Below are 17,873 nucleotides of genomic sequence, written 5' to 3' on the forward strand. Positions count from 1 at the left end.
GCTGCGCACACAGCGATTGCCGTAGCGCAGATCCAACAACAAGAATTAAAGGGATGATGCAATGAGCGAACAGACTTCACCGCTGACCTATGTCGACAGCAAGACGCACCCAGGGCGCTGGTACGCCGTGGGCTGCCTCATCGTGTTCTACGCCGTTTCGATGCTCGACCGCTTCATCTTGTCTGCCGTGGCCCAGCCCGTCAGCCAGAGCCTGGGCCTGTCCAATACCCAGATGGGCCTGCTGCTCGGCGCAGGCTTTGCCGTGCTCTACTCGGTGGCGGGGATCCCGGTCGCCTACCTGATCGACAAGGGCAACCGCACCCGGGTGATCGTCGCCGGTGTGCTGCTGTGGTCGTTGATGACCGCCGCCTCGGCGTTCACCGTCGACTTCACCACCTTGATCATCTGCCGCGCGGGCGTGGCGATTGGCGAGGCGGTGCTGACCCCGGCGGCGATGTCGCTGATCGGCGACATGTTCAGCCGCCGCGAGCGGGCCTTGCCGACCAGCTTCTACATGGCCACCGGCAACGTCATGGCCACCGGCGCGTTCCTGATCGGCGGTGCGGTCTACCAATACGCCGGCAGCCAAGCCTTGTTGCCGGGCATGGAGCCCTGGCGCTTCACCCTGCTCGCGGTCAGCCTGCCGGGCCTGGTGATGATGCTGATCTTCGCTCTGACCGTGCGTGAGCCGGCGCGGGTCGAGTCGACGACCCCCGAGCAGGCTGGGGCGAGTGTTGCCGCACTGCTGCCGTTTCTCAGCGGCAACAAGGCGATGTTCATCCCCTTCTTCATCGCCACCGGGCTGATCTCGTCGCTGACCCTGGGCGTGGTGTCGTGGGCGCCGACCCTGCTGGTCAGGCTGCACGACCTGACGGCGGCCAATGCCAGCTTCGTGTTCGGCTCGGTCGGCCTGCCCGCCTCGGTCTGCGGCACCCTGGCACTGCCGTGGCTGGCCAACCGGCTGCAGAAGGCCGGCCGGCCCGACGGCATCATCCTGGTGTTGCTGCTGTGCGCGGTGATCCCGGTGCCGGCGCTGATCGCCGGGCTGCTGGCCGGCAGCTACTGGCTGCTGGTGGTCGCCCTGGGCGCCTGCATGATGTTCCTGCCGAGCATCTCGGTGATGACCTGCCTGGGCATGCAGATGATCAGCCCATCACGGCTGAGAGCCCGTACGGTCGCGGTCAACCTGCTGGTGATCAACCTGTTCGGCTACACCCTTGGCCCCTTCCTCAGTGGTTTTCTCGCCGACCGGGTGTTCAGCGGCCCAGGCGCGATCGCGATGGCACTGGCGACCATGGCGGCCGTCATCGGCCCCTGCGTGGTGATCGGTTTTGTCCTGGCCCGCACCGAGTTCGGCCGGGTGATGAGCCAGCAACACGACTGACCGCACGCCAGCTTCGAGGGCGGCTGGCACCGCCCTCACCCCAAAAAAACAACAACAAACGACACCTGACATTGGAGTTTTCGTATGAAAACCCGCAACGCGGCCTTTCTCATGCTGGCGCTCTCGACGCCCCTCATGGCAGCCCCCAGCAGCCCGTTCTTCACCGACAGCGGCGCCTCGATCCTGCTGCACAACTACTACTTCGACCGCGACTACAAAGACCCGTACAACCCTGCGCTCAAGCAGGAGCTGCGCGAGTGGGCGCAGGGCGTCACCTTCGATTTCAAGTCGGGCTACACCGAAGGCCCGGTCGGCTTCGGCCTGGACCTGCACAGCATGACCGGGCTCAAGCTGGACTCCTCGCCAGACCGCGCCGGCACACAACTGCTGCCGCTCGACTCAAAGGGCCGCGCCGAAGACAACTTCACCACCTTTGGCGGCGTCGCCAAGGCGCGCTTTGCCCAGACCAAGCTGAATACCGGGCGCATGGTGCTGACCCTGCCGGTGGCCTATTCGAGCCCGGGCCGCCTGCTGCCGCAGACTTTCCAGGGCACTACCCTGCAGTCGCAGGACATCCAGGACCTGACGCTGATGGCCGGCTACCTCGACCGGATCAAGTTCCGCGACTCGAGCAACTACGAAAACATCCGCGTGACGCCGCAGAACGGGCGCTTCATCGACGCCGATTCCAGCGGCTTCAGCTACCTGGGCGGCAAGTACCAGGTCGCGCCCAACTTCAACGCCAGCTACTACCACGCCACCCTCAACGACATCTACCGCCAGGACTACCTGTGGCTGGTGCATGACCTGCCGATCGGCCCGGGCAGCCTGAAAACCGATTTCCGCTGGGTACGCTCCGGCGAAGACGGTGCGGCCAACGGCGGCAAGGTCGACAACGACAACCTTGGCGTGGTGTTCCGCTACTCGCTCGGCGGGCACACCTTCAGCACCGGCTACATGGCGCTGTACGGCGACACCGCGCAGCCGTACATGGGCCGCAGCGAGCCTTCGCCCACCGTCGAAGGGGCTATCGCCACCGACTTTCTCAACGCCAAGGAACGCACCTGGCAAGTGCGCTGGGACTACAACTTCGCCGTCCAGGGCATCCCCGGCCTGACCGCCATGCTCTGGCACATGCGTGGCGACAACATCGAACTGCCCGAGCGCATGGGCGGCAGCGGCCTGTACGAGCGCGAAAGCCAGGCGCAGGTGGCCTATGTGATCCAGTCCGGCGCGCTGCAAGGGCTGGGGATCAAGGTACGGCATGCCTGGTACCGCAACGATTTCACCCAGGCGGCCACCTTCCGCGACAACAACGACCTGCGGGTGAACATCGTGTATTCCTGGAAGCTCTGGTGAATACCGGCGTCAGCCCTGCGGACCGTACCTCGTCAGACAGGAGTCTTTATGCAACGCCCAGGATTTGACAGCGAACACCTGATGTTCCGTGAAAGCTACCGCGCCTTTCTGCAACAGGAGGTCCAGCCCTATAAACAGGCATGGCGCAAGGCAGGCATCGTGCCGCGAGAGATGTTCCAGAAGATGGGCGCCCTGGGCTTCCTGCTGGTCTGGGCCGACGAGGCCCACGGTGGCCTGGGGCTGTGGGACTTTCGCTACCAGCAGATCATGATCGAGGAAGACAACCGCCTCGGCGAGGTCGGCTTCTACCACACCCTGCACAGTCGCCTGGTGGCCCCGTACCTCCAGCATTTCGGCAGCGCCCAGCAGCAGGCGCGTTACCTGCCGGCTTGTGCCCGCGGCGACAGCATCCTGGCCATCGCGATGACCGAGCCCGACGCCGGCAGTGACCTCGCCGGCATGAAGACCCGCGCCGTCGAGCACGCCGACCATTGGCTGCTGAACGGCGCCAAGACCTACATTTCCAACGGTATCAACGCCGATGTGCTGCTGGTGGCGGCCAAGACCAGCGCCGACAACCCACGGCAGATCGGCCTGTTCCTGCTCGAGCGCGGCATGCCCGGCTTCGAGCGCGGCCGCCAATTGGAAAAGATGGGGCTGCATGCACAGGACACCTGCGAGCTGTTTTTCACTGATGTGCGGGTGCCCAAGGACAACGTCCTCGGCGATGTCACGCAAGGCCTCAACTACCTTAAAACGTCGCTGGTCGAAGAGCGGCTGATCTCGGCGGTCGGTTCGCTGGCCAACGCCCAGGGCGGTTTTGAACTGACCCGCGACTATGTGCGCCAGCGCAAGGCGTTCGGCAGGCCGATTGCCGAGTTCCAGAACACCCGCTTCAAGCTGGCTGAGCTGGCGGCGGAGCTGGAGGTGGCCCAGGTCTATGTGGACCACTGCGTGACCCAGCACAATGCCGGTGAGCTCAGCGCGCAGTCGGCGGCCAAGGCCAAGCTGGTGACCAGTGAGCTCGAGTCGCGGGTCATGGACACCGGCGTGCAGCTGCATGGCGGCGCGGGCTACATGCAGGAGTACGAGATCTGCCAGCGTTTTCTCGATGCGCGGGTGTCGCGGATCTTTGCCGGCAGCTCGGAAATCATGAAAGAGATCATCGCCCGTGCCGTGCTGGGCCATGCCTGAACAGAGAGGAAACGCCATGGGGCCGTTACAAGGGATCAAGGTGGTCGAGCTGGCCGGGATCGGCCCGGCGCCGTTCTGTGCAATGGTGCTGGCGGACCTGGGGGCCGAGGTGGTGCGCATCGTCCGACCCGGGACCGCCGTCGCCCCCAGCGACGTGTTGAGCAGAAGCCGGCCGAGCGTCGAGGTCGACATCAGCACGGCCCAGGGCCAGGCCACAGTCTTGGCACTGGTGGACAAGGCCGACATCCTCATCGAGGGGTTTCGCCCCGGCGTGATGGAGAAGCACGGCCTCGGCCCTGAGCCTTGCCTGGCGCGTAACCCGCGCCTGCTGTACGGGCGCATGACTGGCTGGGGGCAGTTCGGGCCGCTGGCCCAGGCGGCGGGGCACGACATCAATTACATCGCCATCACCGGCGCCCTCAACAGCATCGGCCGCAGCGATCAGCCCCCGCCTCCGCCGATCAACCTGGTGGGGGATTTTGGCGGTGGCGGGATGCTCTTGCTGGTCGGGCTGCTGGCGGCGTTGCACGAGGTGCACACGACCGGCCTGGGGCAGGTCATCGATGCGGCGATGAGCGACGGTACCGCGTTGTTGAGCAGCTTTATCCATGGGCTGAAGGCGCAGGGGCAATGGGGCAATGCGCGGGCGGGCAACCTGCTGGATGGCGCCGCGCCGTTCTACGACACCTACCGCTGCGCCGATGGGCGCTTTGTCGCGTTGGGTGCGATCGAGCCCCGGTTCTATCAGCTGCTGCGCGAGCGTTGCGGGCTGGAGGGCAGCTTGTTCGACGAGCAGATGAACACGGCCTGCTGGGCCTCGCAGAAGCAGGCGCTTGCAGGGGTCATGGCGTCGCGGACACAGGCCGAGTGGTGCGAGCTGCTCGAAGGCAGCGACGCCTGTTTTGCGCCGGTACTGGATTGGGATGAGGCGCCGCTGCATCCGCATAACCGGGCGCGGGAGACGTTCGTGACGGTGGCGGATGTGGTGCAGCCGGCGCCGGCGCCGAGGTTTTCGCGCACGGTGCCTAGGGGGCCGCAGGCGGCGTATGCGATATCGCTGGCGGAGCTTGGGCGCCGCTGGGGTGCGGCGCTCGATCAGCACTAGCTGTATGGCCTCAAGACCCTGGGGGCGCTGCGCGCCCCATTCGCGACACAAGGCCGCTCCCACAGGGGACCGCGCCGCTCGGAGGGACAGCGCGCACCCCTGTGGGAGCGGCCTTGTGTCGCGAATGGGCTGCAAAGCAGCCCCAGTGCATCAACTCCGCTGACTGATCTGGATAACGGTCTTGCCCAGCCCCGCCCCCGTCAACGCAAACTCCAACGCTGGAATAAACTGTTCAAAGCCAAACACCTTGCCAATCGGCGGCACTAACTGGCCCTGGGCGACCCACTGCAACAGCTCGCGCAAATGCCTGCCCCCCTTGTCCGGCTCGTAGAGCAAGAACTGCCGCACATCGACACCAGTCAGTGACGCCCCTTTGAGCAGCGGCAAATTGGCCCGCAGCGCAGGGATCTCACCCCCCGCAAAGCCCACCACCAAATGCCGCCCACCCCAGGTCAACGCGCGAAACGCGGGCTCGAACAGCACGCCGCAAACCGGATCGAACACCACATCGGGCCCCTTCTGCCCACACAGCTCGCGCAACTGCTGACGAAAATCCCCCGCCGTCGGGTCAACCCCATGGTCAGCCCCCAACGCCTGGGCAAACGCCCGTTTGGCTGCCGTCGACGCCACGGCGATGACCTTCGCGCCCAGGCATTTGCCCACCTGCACCGCCGCCGAGCCAACCCCACCGGCCGCGCCGATCACCAGCAGCGTTTCGCCAGGCTGCAACTGCCCGCGGTCACGCAAGGCATGCAACGCGGTGAGGTAGTTGATCTTGAACCCGGCCGCCTGGGTAAACGCCATGCCGTCAGGGATCGCCACCAGCACATCAGCCGGCGCCACGGTCAGCTCGGCAAAGCCGCCGTGCACCTGCGTCATCACCCGGTCGCCCGGCGCAAACCCGCTAACGCCGGGGCCGAGCGCTTCTACCCAGCCGCTGACCTCCTGGCCTGGCACATGCGGCAATGCCGGCTTGACCTGATAGCGCCCCAACGCCTCGAGCGCATCGACATAGCCAACGCCACACGCAGCAATCCGGATCAGCACCTCACCCGGCGCCGGACAAGGGTCGGGCGCAACCGTCATCCGATAATGCTCAATCGACTCGAGGTTATCGGTTTCTACTCGCTTCATAGGTGTCTCCCGTGCATACCATTCGGTTACTGAGCAAAGCCCCTGAAATCCGCCACCTCACTCAGCGCTTCACGCTGGGTGCGCAAGCCGTTGATCGGCTGATCAGGGTCGGCATAGCCCAGCGCAACCCCGCAAAACACCATCCACTCCGGCCCCAACGCCAACTGCCGCTCGACCGTGCGGTGCACCAGGGTCCAGCAGGCCTGGGCACAGGTGGCCAGGCCGCGCTCGTGGGCGAGCAGCATCAACGTTTGCAGAAACCCGCCAAGGTCTGCCCATTGCCCGACCTCGAGGCTGCGGTCGATGGCCAGGATCATCCCGACCGGCGCGTCGAAGAACCTGAAGTTGCGGACGAACTGCTGACCACGCCCCAGGCGATCATCGCGAGCCACGCCAAGGGTCGCGTACAGGTCTTCGGCGCACTGGCTGCGGCGCGCCTGATAGGCCGCCTGGAGATGCTCCGGGTAGATCGGATAGCCCATGCCTTCACCGCGGGGCGCTTGGGCAAGGGTGTGGCTGACCGCGGCCTTGAGCCGCTCGAGGGGCGCCCCAGTCAGCACCACCAGCTTCCAGGGTTGCAGGTTGCCACTTGAAGGCGCGTACCTGGCCACGTCGACAATCTCACGCAGCACACCCTCCTCGACCGCACGCGGCACGAACGCCCGGGTGGAATGCCGCGCCGTGACTGCTTCGCTGACTGTCGCCATACCGCCTCGCCATGTCTTCAGGGGAATGGAGGCATGCTATCGTTGCGATTTACGCATTAGAATAGAAAATCCCCGATATCACTCATGCGCAAACTCGATGAAAATTACATCCCTTTCAGAGGTTGAGGCGTTTCTCGCCGTCGCAGAGTTGAACAGCTTCGGCAAAGCGGCCCAGGAGCTGGGCATCGCCCAGTCGACCGTGAGCCGGCGTATCACCAACCTGGAAACCCGCCTGGGCCACCCGCTGGTGCTGAGAACCACGCGCAAGGTGGCGCTGACCGATGCCGGGGTGACCTACGCGGCGGACCTGCGCGATGTCGTCAGCCGCCTGGAAACCGCAGACAACCGCCTGCAGAGCGGCCTGCTGAGCGTCGAGGGTGTACTGCGGGTGACCATGCCCACCGCGTTTGGCCGGGCCTTCGTGCTGCCGCGCATCGCTCAGTTGACCGAGCACTACCCGCGCCTGCGCTTCGAGGTGGACTTGTCGGATCGCTACGTCGACCTGCTCGACGGCGAGTTCGACGTGGCGATTCGCCTCGCCTCACCGGCCCAGTCCGGCGTGCGCTACGAGACGATTCATACCTTCAGCCCGGTCCTCTGCGCCTCGCCCGACTATCTCCAGGCGCATGGCCCGGTGCAGGGGCTTGCCGACCTTGCCGAGCACACCTGGCTGGCCCAACGGGTCTACGCGCCGGCCCTGAGCTTCGCGGTCACCTGGCAGGGCAAGCAGACCCAGCTGCAGATCAACCCCCGCATCAGCGTCAGTGACTCCACCTCGCTGCGTACGCTGACCCTGCTTGGCGCAGGGCTGGCAGTCCTGCCGCGCTACCTGGTCGACGACGCGCTGCGCAGCGGGCAGTTGGTCGAGGTCTTGCCCGGGCTGGAGTTCGCCGAGTACGAGGTGTTTGCAGCCTATCTGAGGCACCGAGGTGAATCGGCCAAAGTCAGGGCGTTTCTGCAGTCGCTCCGGCCTGAACCGCACTAAAATGGTGCCGTCTGTCGCACTTCCATGAGCCGTCTTGCAGGCTTGCATGTCCGAAGCTAATAGTTAAAGCATTGGCCTGGGGAGGCGCTTGATATGCGACCGCGTTTCGTAATCGTTCCGGCTGTGCCAACGGATAAACGCAGCCCCGTCAGAGGGGTACATTGCGCGGTGGAGGCCATCTTCATCGGCTTCGACCTCTACGACACCGTTGAAAAGCTCAGACTCGCACCGACCTTCAACCGGCGGGCAGACGCCGAGGCGGAGTGTTTACGAAGGAATCAAACGGGTATTGGTTGAGGCCGTCGGCCTCACCGTCAAGGCTCTGCAGCAAGCCCCTGCTGACTATTCCACAGCTCAAGGTTGTGCTTGACCCACTGCTCTGGCAGCTCGCCGGAAACGACCTCTTTCATCTTTTCTTCTAGCTGTGCCCGCAGTGCAGGCTGGTTGCAGGCCGCGTCGTGCGACAACGCCAGGTACAAGCCTTCGCTGGAGACCGGCGGTTGCAGCACCTGCAGCCCCTTCTCCACGCCCAAGGTGCGCGCCAGCGCCATGCCCGGGTACCGCTCGAAGATCACGTAGTCGTTGCGCTTGTGCAGCAGCTTCTGAAACGCCTGGCTCGCACTGGGCACCGCCTCCAGGTTGAGGTGGGTCTTGGCGAAGTCGTCGAACGCCTGGCCGTGGCTGTTGCTGACCAGCGTGCCGCCGTTACGCCCCTTCAGGTCGTCCCAACCGTGATAGGCAAACGCCCCCTCCTTACGCACCCAGACGACACTCGCAGTCGTCAGGAAGGCGGGTTTGACGAAATCCATCGCCTGCTGGCGCGCGTCGGTGATGAAGTAGCCGGCGAGCATGTCGATACGCCCCGTGCGCACCTCCTCCTGCGCCCGTGACCAAGGGCCGCTGTAGAGCACCTGGACCTCGAGGCCGAGCTGCCTGGCGACGTGCTTGAGCAGATCGGCATTGGCACCGATCAGTTGCTGGGGGTTCTGCGGGTCACGCCAGAGATAAGGCGGGTATTCGGGATTACCGGTAGCGGTGAGGTGCTGGCAGTCATCGGCTGCTGGCGCCAATCCAGGCAGCAGCGCCAAGCTGAGTGACAACCATAGGCCGCGCCTGATCATGGGTACTCTCTGGCCTGTGGGTTGATCAACAGCAGAACGCGCGGCGCGTGCCGGGCGACCTGCCCAACAACCTGAACCGACTCGATCAACACAGGAATGGCCGCTAAGAACCGGCATGAATTCGACAGACTGCTCCCTCCTTGGACGACAACGAACGCAACAACAACGAGGCTCGAACAGTGTGGACCAAAAAGCCCAGCCGAGGCTAGGTTCTAGTGTCAGACGACCCAACGCTGCACTGCGGCCACTTTCGCGCATGGAGCAGCCACTGGGCAACACCGTATCCTGTGGGAGCGGCCTTGTGTCGCGAAAGGGCTGCGCAGCGGCCCCAGCGAACTCACGCCAAGCGCAATGTCAGACCTTAGAATAGGTGCACTGTCCCCTGCAAAGTGGCCCACGTCCAGACCGTTTGCTGGCGAGAGCAATTCTCGATAGCCTTCTGCCTTGGAATGCACTCGCCCACTAGGAAACGTCTATGAAGACATCGATGGAACGACTCGAAAAATGGTTGCAAGCCCATCTTCCAGAGGTCTACGACGACCTGTCTCCCGGCTGCTCGGAAGCCGACCTTGCCGCGTTCGAACAGGACATCGGCACGCCCCTCCCCGAAGGTTTCAAAACCCTCTACCGACTGCACGATGGGCAACGAGGGGCTGTTAATACTGGGCCCTTCTTCGGCTTGGAATTCCTGTCAATCGCGCAGGCCAGACAGAACTGGCAGTCGTGGAAGGACGTGGTCGCTGAGTCCTCACCCGAAGACATGGAAGGTGCGAGCATGTTCTCCAAGTCGGCGAAGCCCGGCGCGGTGCAGGCGATCTATGCCAACACGCTGTGGATTCCGTTTGCCTATGACCACGGCGGCAACCACCTTGGGGTGGACCTGGACCCGGGCGCGCGCGGCACCCTGGGCCAAGTGATCAACTTTGGCCGGGACGAAGACGAGAAGTTCGTGGTGGCCAGTTCGATAGAGGCATTTCTCGCGTGGCTGGTCGACCAACTCGAGTCGGGCAACGCTGCGATACGCGAGGAAGACGACGGCGGACGAAGCTTGAATACCAAGGTGCCGGGCAAGTCTCACTTCCTGGACTCGGTACAAATCCTCTTTGCGTCACAGCGCAGTGAATGAGCCCCGCTGAATCGCCAAGGGCTGCAACAGCAGCCCTTGGCGAATGACGATGTCGCTTGAAGCGGTGCCTCAGCGCAAGTCTGCCTCTTCGAGGGTCAGAATGATTTTGCCGACATTCTCGGCAGACTCCATTCTGCGATGGGCATCCGCCGCACGCGACAACGGGAAGCTGCTATCCACCACCGGTTCCAGACTGCCCCCGCCTTCGAAGCGGCCCAGCCAATGTTCGCGAAAGCGGCTGATCATTGCGTGCTTCTCAGGCTGGGTGCGGGACTTCATCACCGTGCCCATGATCTGCAGGTGCCGGTAGAGGATGTCCTCCAGCTTCAAGGCCACCTCCCCGCCACCGCCGAGGATGCCGACCTGGATCAACCGGCCACCGTTGGCCAGGGATTTGAGATTGCGGGCGAAATAGGGTTCGCCGACAAAGTCGATGATCACATCCACCCCTCGCCCCTCGGTACGCCGCGCAATGACTTCGGCGAAATCTTCGGTTTTGTAGTCGATGGCGACGTCTGCCCCCAGGTGCTCGACGCGGGCGACCTTGCTGCCATCGGTGGTCGCGTAGACCGTGGCACCCGTGGCGTAAGCGAGCTGAACGGCCGCGGAGCCCACCCCGCCTGCAGCGGCGTGGATCAGTACCGAATCGCCGCGCTGGAGCCGCCCCAGGTGCATCATCGCCTCATGCGCGGTGACGAAGACTTCCGGGATCGCCGCAGCGTGCACGTAGTCCAGCTGGGCGGGAATCGGCATGGCCATCCGGTAGTCGATGCGCGCCTGTTCGGCATACGCGCCCCCACCGACCACCCCCATCACCCGGTCGCCGACCTGGTAGCCGACGACCGCACTGCCTGTTTCGATGACCTCGCCGGCGATCTCCAGGCCGATGATCAATGAGTCGCCGAAGTTCGGCCGCCCATAGCCGCCGGTGCGATGGGTCAGGTCTGCACGGTTGACGCCGGCGGCATAAACCCGCACGAGCAAGTCGGTGGGGCGCACGTGCGGGGTGGCTACATCGCTCAGTTGCAACACGTCGGGGCCGCCGAACGTGTCAAAGGTAATGGCTTTCATCAGGGTGATATCTCCGAGGGTACGCGCGTGGTCGCTGAAGTCGAGGCTGGGCACGAACGCCTCAGGCCTGACTGATGAATTTGTTCGTGAGGTAGTGTTCGATGCCTTCGGTGCCGCCCTCCGAGCCATGGCCGCTGTCCTTCAGGCCACCAAAGGGCAGCTCGGTGGCGACGATGCGGTATTGGTTGATGCCGATCATGCCCGCCTCCAGCCGCTCGCCGACCTCCATCGCGGTCCGCGCGCTGCGGGTGAAGGCATAGGCCGAGAGCCCGTAGGGCAAGCGGTTGGCCTCGCTCAGCGCGTCTTCCAGCTCGTCGAAGGGGCGCAGGATGGCGATCGGGCCGAAGGGCTCTTCATGCATCACCCGAGCGTCCATCGGCACATTGGCCAGCACCGTCGGCGCGAAGAAAAACCCGGGGCCTGGCAAGCTTTCACCGCCGGCCAACACCTGCGCGCCCTTGGCGACGGCGTCAGCGACCAGTTCCTCCATCTTGGCCAGCTGCCTGAGGTTGGCGAGGGGCCCGACCTGCGTGTGCGGGTGCAGGCCGTTGCCGACGCGCAAGGCGCGGGCCGCGCTGACGAAATGGTCGACGAACTGCGGGTAGACGCCGCGCTGGATCAAGAACCGGGTCGAGGAGATGCACACCTGGCCGGTGCCGCGAAACCGGTTGGCCACGCCTTCGACCGCCGCACGCTCAACGTCGGCATCATCAAACACCAGCACCGGGCCATGGCCGCCGAGTTCGAGGGTGATCGGCTTGACGCCCTCGGCGGCTCGCTTGGACAGCAGCCGGCCGATCGGAACGGACCCGGTGAAGGTCACCTTGCGGATGATCGGTGACGCAATCAGCTGGCTGGAGACCTCATCCGGCACCCCGAACACCACTTGCAGCACGCCCTTGGGCAGACCTGCATCGTCCAGGGCACGTGCCAGCGCCAGCGCGGTGGCGGGGCTTTCTTCGCCCGGTTTGAGGATCACGCTACAGCCCGCGGCAAGTGCGGCAGACAGCTTGCGGGCGGGGGTAATGGCCGGGAAGTTCCAGGGCGTGAACGCGGCCACCGGGCCAATCGCCTGCCGCGTGACGATTTGCAGCACACCAGGACGGTTGGCCGGCACCACACGGCCATCGATGCGCCGGGCGCTTTCGGCAAACCATTCGAAGTACTCGGCCGCGCGGGTGACTTCGTCCATGGCTTCGGCAATCGGCTTGCCCTCCTCCAGCGTCATCTGCGCGGCGATGTGCGAGGCACGCTGGAGGATCAGGTCGGCGGCACGCTTGAGGATGCTTGCCCGCTCGGCGGGCACGGTCCTGCGCCAGAGCTCGAAGCTTTGCCCGGCCACTTCGAGTGCACGGTCGAGGTCGCCTGAGGTGGCGAGGGGCACCTGGCCGATCAGGGATTCCGTCGCCGGGTTGACGACAGTGGCCGTCGCGCGCCCCTCAGTGCCGATCCATTTACCATCGATAAACAAGTACAGCGTGTCGTAGGGGGTATTCATAGCTGTGGCCTTCATAACGTTCTCGGGAATTGCGCCGTGGAGACTCACGGCACGTGCAGGGCTTCGGGGCGTTGCGGCGGGAGCCGGCCCGTGCAATCGAGTCTATGGAGGGCAGCGGCTTTGATTTAGCCCGGCTGAAGGGAATGATTGTTGTACCCAGCGGTAAAATCGCTTTTAAATGGGCGCGGATTTTGCCGATTCGGGCGTTGAATACAGGCCAGGGGAAGGGATCGATGGACAAGCTTTCGAACATGTCCGTGTACGTCAAGGTCGTGGAAATGGGCAGCTTCACAGCCGTGGCAAACCACCTCGACTCCACCGTCGGCAACGTCTCGCGTGCGGTCTCGGCACTCGAGCAGATGCTCGACACCCGCCTGCTGCAACGCTCTACCCGACGCTTGTCGGTGACCGATGCGGGGCGGCGCTTCTACGACCGTTGCACGGCGATCCTGGCGGACCTGGAGAACGCCGAAGCGGAAGCGCGCAACGCCCTGCTGGAGCCTCGCGGCACCCTGCGGGTGCATTGCGTGCCCGGCCTTGCGCGCCAGCTGGTGACCGCTGCGGTACTCGAGTATCGCCAGGCATTTGCCGACGTCAGCGTCGACTTGCTGCTGTCTCAGCGCATGCCCAACCTGCTCGAAGACCAGTTGGACGTATCGATCCAGATCGCCCGGGTGCTGCCGGATTCGGCGTATGTCAGCCAGAAGATCGGCGTCAGCCATTGCGTGCTGGTGGCCTCGCCGGACTACCTGGCGCAACACACGCCGCCATCGGCGCCGGAGGACCTGCGCGATCATCAGTGCCTGCTGCTTGGGACCGTTGATTATGCGCGTGACGAATGGCAGCTCAAGAGCGCCCGAGGCGACGCGACGTTCGTCCACACCGGGCCGCATTTCAGCGTGAATGACATGGAGGCCATGTCCACGGCGGTCAAACGCGGCGCCGGGATCGGCCTGCTGGCGGGGTTCTCGGCCATCGACGACCTGCGCTCAGGGGCACTGGTGCGTGTGCTGCCCGACTACTACAGCGAAGAGCGCAATGTGTATGCGGTGTACACCTCGCGTCAGTTCGTGGACGCGAAAATCAGCCGCTTCATCGAGGCATTGAAAACCCATGTCGGTAACCAGTTGGCCGCCACGGCGGCAGCCTTGGTCGGTCAGTAATCAGGGCTGCACCAGACGCTCGGCCACTACAATGGCATAATCGACAACCGTTCATACCCGGAGCGCATCAATGCCCCTCGAAAGCTACGACCAGCTGGCCATGTTCGCGGCCGTGGCCAAAGAGCGGAGCTTTACCCGCGCCGCCGCCAGGCTGGGGATGTCGCAGCCGGCCTTGAGCCGGGCCATGCGGCAGTTGGAAGAGCGCTTAGGGGTCCGGCTGTTGTCGCGCACCACGCGCAGTGTGTTGCCGACCGAAGCGGGCGAACGCCTGCTGCAGGTGATCGCCCCACGCTTTGAAGAAATCGACACCGAGCTGGCGTTGCTCAGCGAGTATCGCGATAAACCGGCCGGCAAACTGCGCATCACCGCCGGGGAGCATTCGGCGATCACGATCCTGCACCCGGTGCTGGCGAAACTGCTGCCCGACCACCCTGACCTGAATATCGAGATCATCGTCGACTACGGCCTCACCGACATCGTCGCCGAAGGCTTCGACGCCGGGGTGCGATTGGGCGAGCAAGTGGCCAAGGACATGATTGCCATGCGCATCGGGCCTGACATGCGCATGGCGGTGGTGGGCTCACCGGCGTACTTTGCGCGCTATCCGCAGCCGGTTACGCCCAGCGAGCTGATGGCACACAACTGCATCACCCTGCGCATGCCGACCCACGGCAGCCTGCTGGTCTGGGAGTTCGAAAAAGCCGGCCAGGCCGTCAACGTGCGCATCGAAGGCCAGCTGGTGTTCAACAACATCGCCATGCGCCTGCAGGCCGCCCTGCAGGGACTGGGGCTGGCCTACATGCCGGAAGACCTGGTGCAGGAACACGTCGCCCAGGGCCGGCTGATTCGCGTGCTGGAAGACTGGTGCGAGCCCTTTTCCGGCTACCACCTCTATTACCCGAGCCGGCGCCAGAGCTCCCCGGCCTTCACCTTGCTGCGCGAGACCTTGCGCTACCCGGGTTGATTGGCCAGGAGCGTGTCCAACGCTGCAGCGGCGCGCTGGGCGGCAGCGGCCTCGCCGTGGGCGGCCAGCAGCTGGATCAGTTGCCGCAGTTGCGCAGTGGTCAGGCCGACGCGCTGGCTGGCGGCCAGGTGCGAACGCAGTTGTGACTCGACCCCAGGCGTGACGGCCAGGGCGGCGACGGTGGCCAGCTCGCGGCTTTGCCAATCGAGGTTATCGCGCTCGAAGATGTCGCCGAACAGGTGCGTCTGCAGGTACTGATTGATCACCGGGACAAAGTCGAACAACGGCCCCTCGACGGGCGCGCCGGCGATGTGCGTCTGGTTGGCCTTGCCCGCCGCGAGCAACGCACCGGCCACCGGGATGGCACGACCGGGCTCACGCCCTGGCTGGTCCTCGAGGCCACGTTGCTTGCGGGCCTCGACCACCTTCATCAGCTCGCCGAGTGCATTCAGGCTGCGTGGGAAACCGCTGTAGGCGTAAAGCTGGACCAGCACCTCCTTCGCCTCGCTGACCGTCAGCCCCGCATCCAGGCCGCGATTCAGTGCCGCGTTGAGCCCGGCCATGTCGCTGGTCGCCATGGCCGCCGCAATCAGCGGGATGGCCTGCTGCCGGGCGGACAGCGTTTGCGAAACGGGCGGCTGCACAGGCGGCGTGGAGGGGCTCAAGTTACCGTGGGCGTGGTATTGCTCATCGCTCACCTTCTCCAGCCAATCGACGTTCTTGCCGTCCACCGAGCCGGTCACGGCCAGGTGGGTCATGCCGCTGGCCGGCGCAGCGCCATGCCAGTGTTTGACGCCCGGCGGGCAGACGACCACGTCACCGGGATGAATCTCCTGGATCGGTTTGCCCCACTCCTGGACCAGACCGACGCCGGCGGTCACCAGCAACCGCTGCCCGGCGGGATGGGTATGCCAGGCGGAGCGTGCGCCGGGCTCGAAGGTCACGTAGGCGCCAGACGCATTGAGTTCACCGGAGCCGGCGAACAGCGGATCGACCCGCACCCGCCCGGTGAAGTAATCCGCAGGGCCAGCCATTGACGCCTGGCTGCCTGCGCGACTGATCTGCTGCTCGGCGCGTGGCTCCTCGCTGCGTTCTGCCGCCGCGGCGCCGGTAAACGGCGCGGCGGCGCACACCGCGATGCCTATCAGGGTGTTTTTCATCAGCATGTGCTCCTTGAATCAGAGGGTTCGGGCGTAGAAGGCGGTCAACTGGCCCATGGCGACGTCCACATAGGCGGGCACCCAGTACGTGTCGATATGGGTCGCGCCATCGATTGTGAACAGCTGTTTGTCCTGGGTGCCGGTGGCCTTGGCCAGGGCTTGCTGCGACATGTACAGGCTGTCGGCCTGGCTGCCCGCGAGCAGCAGCAAGGGCTTGTCGATCAGCTCGAGTTGGTCGGTGGCATCAAAGCTCATCAGGTCGATCAGGCTGCTCTGGGTGTAGCGGAAGGTCGAATTGGGGTGAGCGTGGGTCTTGCCGTAGTACTCGAAGCCCTGGCGATACAGATCGAACGGCAACTGGGCGATCTGCTCATCCGTCAGCTTGGCGTCGCCGACGTAGGCCACCTCGCCGCCCGCCGCTTCCTGGGCGCGGGCCGCCGAAGCCTGGCGCAAACGCTCCTGGATGCTCGACACCTGCGAATCCTGATAGCCATTGCGACGAACCAGGCCGGAGTTGAACAGGCTCAAGGTGGCGATCGACTGGAAGCGCTTGTCGGTCTGCGCCGCGGCCAAGGCATAGCCACCGCCGCCGCAGATACCCAGAAGGCCCAGGCGTGCGCTGTCGACCCCGGCATAAGTGGCGATGAAGTCGGCCATGCCGCGGATGTCCTCGATGCGATTCGCCGGCTTGTCGACATTGCGCGGTTCGCCGCCGCTGGCCCCCTGGTAGGCCGCATCGGCGGTGATGGTTATATAGCCCTGGTCCGCCAACCGCTGGGCGTACAGGCCTGCGACCTGCTCTTTGACGCCGCCATTGGGGTGCGCCACGACGACTGCCGGGTACTTCTTGCTGCGGTCATAGTTCGCCGGGGTGTAGACGTTGGCCGCGATGTTCAGGCCATTGAGCGTGTAGGTCACTGGATGGATGTTGACCTTGCCCGGCGCGTTGTTGGTCAGCGCGCCGTCGTAGGTCAAGGTGTAGGGATTGTGCCGGTAGTCGGCGGCTTCGGCGCCCGCCATGCCGACCATGGCCGCCATCAAGGTGGCCTTTAACGTGCTTCGCATCATGCAGGACTCCTGACATTCAAGCGTGATGGCGGGCGGACTGATTGTTCAGCCGTAAACCGCCAAACCCGATCTGAGGAGCACGTTACCGCTCAGGCATTAATCGATAAATATGGCCAATTACATAGCACTCATAACGCTCATGCATAAACCGGTGCTTGGGAGGGCTGCGCGGCATCAGCCATTGACTCTCCTGTTAAGGGCAGACCTTAGCCTGAGGGTTCGATATTCAGGGTGCAGTGATGATGAGCAAGCGTGTACTGGTGATACTGGGTCACCCTTCAGCCGAGAGTTTCTGTGGTGCGTTGACCGATGATTATGTGCAGGCGGCCGTGAGCGCGGGTCATGAGGTGCGGGTCCTACGACTGGATGCGCTGGACTTCGACCCGGTGCTGCGGGACGGCTACAAACAGGTTCAGCCACTGGAGCCTGACTTGCTCCAGGCCCAGGCCGATATCACCTGGGCCGAGCACCTGGCATTCGTCTACCCGATCTGGTGGGGCGGTGTGCCGGCGTTGCTGAAGGGTTTTCTCGACCGCACCTTCCTGCCCGGGTTTGCCTTCAAGTACCGCGAGGGCAAGGCCTTCCCCGACAAACTGCTCAAGGGCAGGACGGCCCACCTGCTGGTGACCATGGACACGCCGCCGTGGTACTTCAGGTGGTTCTATCGCATGCCCGGCCTGCACCAGATGCGCAAGACCACGCTGCAGTTCTGCGGCATCGAACCGTCGAAGACCCTCATGTGCGGACCGCTGCTGGGCTCCAGCGCGGATCAGCGCGGCGCCTGGCTCAAGCAGGCCCGGGCTATCGCCCGCCACTGATCGCCAGGGGCTGCAG

General features: G+C 64.6%; 16 protein-coding genes. 9 read left to right on the plus strand and 7 right to left on the minus strand.

From position 1 onward, the window contains the following. Nucleotides 1–61 precede the first annotated feature (61 nt). From CCOS865_RS12560 to CCOS865_RS12575, 4 genes are all read left to right on the plus strand, one after another. A complete protein-coding gene (locus CCOS865_RS12560; RefSeq protein ID WP_119141219.1) occupies nucleotides 62–1,384 on the plus strand; it encodes an MFS transporter in 1,323 nt (440 codons plus the stop codon). Nucleotides 1,385–1,468: 84 nt separating this feature from the next. Then, on the plus strand, nucleotides 1,469–2,743 hold the full coding sequence (locus CCOS865_RS12565) for an OprD family porin (protein WP_119141221.1): 1,275 nt from the start codon (nucleotides 1,469–1,471) through the stop codon (nucleotides 2,741–2,743). 48 nt (nucleotides 2,744–2,791) lie between these two features. Then, nucleotides 2,792–3,937: an acyl-CoA dehydrogenase family protein gene (locus tag CCOS865_RS12570; protein WP_119141223.1), complete on the plus strand. Its 1,146-nt coding sequence runs from the start codon at nucleotides 2,792–2,794 to the stop codon at nucleotides 3,935–3,937. After that, nucleotides 3,930–5,042, plus strand: coding sequence for a CaiB/BaiF CoA transferase family protein (locus CCOS865_RS12575; RefSeq protein WP_208644525.1), 1,113 nt, complete (start codon nucleotides 3,930–3,932; stop codon nucleotides 5,040–5,042). The genes CCOS865_RS12570 and CCOS865_RS12575 overlap by 8 nt, the downstream gene beginning before the upstream one ends. 150 nt (nucleotides 5,043–5,192) lie before the next feature. Here the strand turns inward: CCOS865_RS12575 and CCOS865_RS12580 are convergent, their stop codons facing one another. Continuing rightward, nucleotides 5,193–6,176, minus strand: coding sequence for an NADPH:quinone oxidoreductase family protein (locus CCOS865_RS12580; RefSeq protein ID WP_119141226.1), 984 nt, complete (start codon nucleotides 6,174–6,176; stop codon nucleotides 5,193–5,195). 26 nt (nucleotides 6,177–6,202) lie between these two features. Then, nucleotides 6,203–6,883 carry a nitroreductase family protein gene (locus CCOS865_RS12585; protein ID WP_119141228.1) on the minus strand — a complete coding sequence of 227 codons (681 nt, stop codon included), beginning with the start codon at nucleotides 6,881–6,883 and terminating at the stop codon, nucleotides 6,203–6,205. A 97-nt stretch (nucleotides 6,884–6,980) separates the two neighbouring features. Here CCOS865_RS12585 and CCOS865_RS12590 point away from each other — a divergent pair, with 97 nt between their 5' ends. Continuing rightward, nucleotides 6,981–7,868 (plus strand): LysR family transcriptional regulator, encoded by an 888-nt coding sequence (locus tag CCOS865_RS12590; protein WP_119141230.1) that lies wholly within the window; start codon nucleotides 6,981–6,983, stop codon nucleotides 7,866–7,868. Nucleotides 7,869–8,182: 314 nt separating this feature from the next. Here the strand turns inward: CCOS865_RS12590 and CCOS865_RS12595 are convergent, their stop codons facing one another. Beyond that, nucleotides 8,183–8,989, minus strand: coding sequence for a substrate-binding periplasmic protein (locus CCOS865_RS12595; RefSeq protein WP_119141232.1), 807 nt, complete (start codon nucleotides 8,987–8,989; stop codon nucleotides 8,183–8,185). Between the two features lie 487 nt (nucleotides 8,990–9,476). On the opposite strand from CCOS865_RS12595, the gene CCOS865_RS12600 reads away from it, so the two are divergent. Further along, on the plus strand, nucleotides 9,477–10,115 hold the full coding sequence (locus CCOS865_RS12600) for an SMI1/KNR4 family protein (RefSeq protein ID WP_244216097.1): 639 nt from the start codon (nucleotides 9,477–9,479) through the stop codon (nucleotides 10,113–10,115). A gap of 69 nt (nucleotides 10,116–10,184) precedes the next feature. On the opposite strand, the gene CCOS865_RS12605 is transcribed toward CCOS865_RS12600, so the two are convergent. Continuing rightward, entirely contained in the window at nucleotides 10,185–11,186 is a 1,002-nt protein-coding gene (locus tag CCOS865_RS12605; RefSeq protein WP_119141626.1) for an NAD(P)H-quinone oxidoreductase, read from the minus strand. 61 nt (nucleotides 11,187–11,247) lie between these two features. Then, nucleotides 11,248–12,684: an NAD-dependent succinate-semialdehyde dehydrogenase gene (locus CCOS865_RS12610; protein WP_119141236.1), complete on the minus strand. Its 1,437-nt coding sequence runs from the start codon at nucleotides 12,682–12,684 to the stop codon at nucleotides 11,248–11,250. Nucleotides 12,685–12,917: 233 nt separating this feature from the next. Here CCOS865_RS12610 and CCOS865_RS12615 point away from each other — a divergent pair, with 233 nt between their 5' ends. After that, nucleotides 12,918–13,847, plus strand: coding sequence for a LysR family transcriptional regulator (locus CCOS865_RS12615; protein WP_119141238.1), 930 nt, complete (start codon nucleotides 12,918–12,920; stop codon nucleotides 13,845–13,847). A gap of 70 nt (nucleotides 13,848–13,917) precedes the next feature. Then, nucleotides 13,918–14,811: a LysR family transcriptional regulator gene (locus CCOS865_RS12620; RefSeq protein WP_119141240.1), complete on the plus strand. Its 894-nt coding sequence runs from the start codon at nucleotides 13,918–13,920 to the stop codon at nucleotides 14,809–14,811. Here CCOS865_RS12620 and CCOS865_RS12625 read toward each other — a convergent pair. Both CCOS865_RS12625 and CCOS865_RS12630 read right to left on the minus strand, forming a co-directional pair. Beyond that, a complete protein-coding gene (locus CCOS865_RS12625; RefSeq protein WP_119141628.1) occupies nucleotides 14,799–15,971 on the minus strand; it encodes a (R)-mandelonitrile lyase in 1,173 nt (390 codons plus the stop codon). The genes CCOS865_RS12620 and CCOS865_RS12625 overlap by 13 nt on opposite strands. An 18-nt stretch (nucleotides 15,972–15,989) precedes the next feature. Further along, the gene (locus CCOS865_RS12630; protein WP_119141242.1) at nucleotides 15,990–17,039 is read right to left on the minus strand and encodes an alpha/beta hydrolase; all 1,050 of its coding nucleotides are present in this window, start codon (nucleotides 17,037–17,039) and stop codon (nucleotides 15,990–15,992) included. Between the two features lie 239 nt (nucleotides 17,040–17,278). Here CCOS865_RS12630 and CCOS865_RS12635 point away from each other — a divergent pair, with 239 nt between their 5' ends. Beyond that, complete coding sequence (locus CCOS865_RS12635; RefSeq protein ID WP_119141244.1) at nucleotides 17,279–17,857, plus strand: NAD(P)H-dependent oxidoreductase; 579 nt, start codon at nucleotides 17,279–17,281, stop codon at nucleotides 17,855–17,857. Nucleotides 17,858–17,873: the final 16 nt, after the last annotated feature.

Source organism: Pseudomonas reidholzensis (assembly GCF_900536025.1).
In the GTDB taxonomy this organism is placed as follows: Bacteria; Pseudomonadota; Gammaproteobacteria; order Pseudomonadales; family Pseudomonadaceae; genus Aquipseudomonas; species Aquipseudomonas reidholzensis.